This is a genomic window from Pseudophaeobacter flagellatus (genome assembly GCF_021228235.1).
GTDB lineage: Bacteria > Pseudomonadota > Alphaproteobacteria > Rhodobacterales > Rhodobacteraceae > Pseudophaeobacter > Pseudophaeobacter flagellatus.
In genome coordinates, this window is sequence record NZ_JAJQRG010000021.1 from 1 (window position 1) to 2500 (window position 2500).

1 tRNA gene and 2 rRNA genes (1 of these 3 cut by a window edge) are annotated in these 2500 nt (G+C 53.0%); all 3 read right to left on the bottom strand.

Annotated elements, in window-relative coordinates:
* Positions 1-2: 2 nt before the first annotated feature.
* A tRNA-Met gene (locus LRK71_RS20330) sits at positions 3-79 on the bottom strand.
* 88 nt (positions 80-167) lie between these two features.
* Positions 168-282, bottom strand: a 5S ribosomal RNA gene (gene rrf / locus LRK71_RS20335).
* Positions 283-555: 273 nt separating this feature from the next.
* Positions 556-2500 (bottom strand): 23S ribosomal RNA (locus LRK71_RS20340); it runs 883 nt beyond the window's last position.

A 2500-nucleotide genomic window follows, 5' to 3' on the forward strand; every position in this document is an offset into this window, starting at 1 on the left:
TTTGGTTGCGGGAGTAGGATTTGAACCTACGACCTTCAGGTTATGAGCCTGACGAGCTACCGGGCTGCTCCATCCCGCGACGGTTGTTGTATCTTTTGGCTTGCTACGATTGAGTGATTTAGTAGCCTTTGGGTATATGTATCGATTGAGTTATTGGATTTTACTAGGTTTGGCAGTGACCTACTCTCCCACGACTTAAGCCGCAGTACCATTGGCGCAAAGGCACTTAACTTCCGGGTTCGGGATGGGACCGGGTGTTTTGCTCTCGCTATCGCCACCAAACCGAGAAAAATCCAATTCCGATGCTCTTGGCATATCCAAGAGCTCGCGCGGCGGTCAGGGTATTTGCGTAGCAAATGCCCGTTGCCGGACGTCAGTTATGTCCCCGAATGTTTCGGTTTACACAACTGATATCGGAAGAAACAATCAACACTGACGACTTTACGCAAGTAAAGTCTGTCACGCAGCAGGCAGTGTATTTGCACGTTGCTGCACCTTTGTTATGTCACAAGTCATGTGGTGCTTTTTGGTTCTTGAGGCTGTCTATTACTAGATCAGATCAAGCCAATCGGGCGATTAGTACCAGTCAACTGAACGTGTTACCACGCTTACATCTCTGGCCTATTGACGAGGTGGTCTACCTCGGCCCTCAGGGATACCTTGTTTTGAGGGGGGCTTCCCGCTTAGATGCCTTCAGCGGTTATCCTTTCCGAACATAGCTACCCAGCACTGCCGTTGGCACGACAACTGGTCCACCAGTGGTTCGTTCACCCCGGTCCTCTCGTACTAGGGGCAACTCCTCTCAAGTATCCTACACCCACGGCAGATAGGGACCGAACTGTCTCACGACGTTCTAAACCCAGCTCACGTACCTCTTTAAACGGCGAACAGCCGTACCCTTGGGACCTGCTCCAGCCCCAGGATGAGATGAGCCGACATCGAGGTGCCAAACACTGCCGTCGATATGGACTCTTGGGCAGTATCAGCCTGTTATCCCCGGCGTACCTTTTATCCGTTGAGCGATGGCCCTTCCACTCGGGACCACCGGATCACTATGGCCGACTTTCGTCTCTGCTCGACTTGTCAGTCTCGCAGTCAGGCTGGCTTTTGCCATTGCACTCAACGAGCGATTTCCGACCGCTCTGAGCCAACCTTCGCGCGCCTCCGTTACGCTTTAGGAGGCGACCGCCCCAGTCAAACTACCCGCCACGCAGGGTCCCGGATCCGGATAACGGACCGCGGTTAGACATCAAGAGTGCGAAGGGTGGTATCTCAAGGGAGGCTCCACCGAGACTAGCGTCTCGGTTTCGATGCCTACCACCTATCCTGCACGTCACAATCCTGATGCCAGTGCGAAGCTGTAGTAAAGGTGCACGGGGTCTTTCCGTCTAACCGCGGGAAGCCTGCATCTTGACAGGCAATTCAATTTCGCTGAGTCGATGTTGGAGACAGCGGGGAAGTCGTTACGCCATTCGTGCAGGTCGGAACTTACCCGACAAGGAATTTCGCTACCTTAGGACCGTTATAGTTACGGCCGCCGTTTACCTGGGCTTCAATTCAGAGCTCTCACCCCTCCTTTTAACCTTCAGGCACCGGGCAGGCGTCAGACCCTATACGTCGTCTTGCGACTTCGCAGAGCCCTGTGTTTTTAATAAACAGTCGCCACCCCCTGGTTTGTGCCCCCAGCTTCCACTTGCGTAGAAACCGGGCCTCCTTCTCGCGAACTTACGGAGGTATTTTGCCGAGTTCCTTCAACATCGTTCTCTCAAGCGCCTTGGTATTCTCTACCTGTCCACCTGTGTCGGTTTAGGGTACGATCTTATAGAGGGGCTATTTCCAGGAACCTCTCAGCAGCCCATTCAATCCAATAAGGATGAACTACCTTCGAGATCCGTCACCACCTCATGGCCCAGGAATATTAACCTGGTTCCCATCGACTACGCCTTTCGGCCTCGCCTTAGGGGTCGGCTTACCCTGCTCAGATTAGCTTTAAGCAGGAACCCTTGGACTTTCGGCGAGAGTGTCTCTCACACTCTTTGTCGCTACTCATGTCATCATTCTCGCTAGTGATCTCTCCACGGGATCGCTCACGCGCCCGCTTCATCGAAAGCCTCTTGTCTCCAAGCTTCCCGAAGGAAGTAAAGAGACATGAGACTATGTCACACTACGCTCTGCTACCATGCACTATGTGCATCCTCAGCTTCGGCTCATGGCTTGAGCCCCGTTACATCTTCGCCGCAGGACGTCTTAATTAGACCAGTGAGCTGTTACGCTATCTTTAAAAGATGGCTGCTTCTAAGCCAACTTCCTGGTTGTTTTGGACATCCCACCTGCTTTCCCACTTAGCCATGAATTAGGGGCCTTAGCTGGAGGTCAGGGTTGTTTCCCTCTCCACTACGGACGTTAGCATCCGCAGTGTGTCTGCCGTATAGTACTCCCGGGTATTCGGAGTTTGGTTAGGATCAGTAAGACGGTGAGTCCCCATTACCCATCCAGTGCT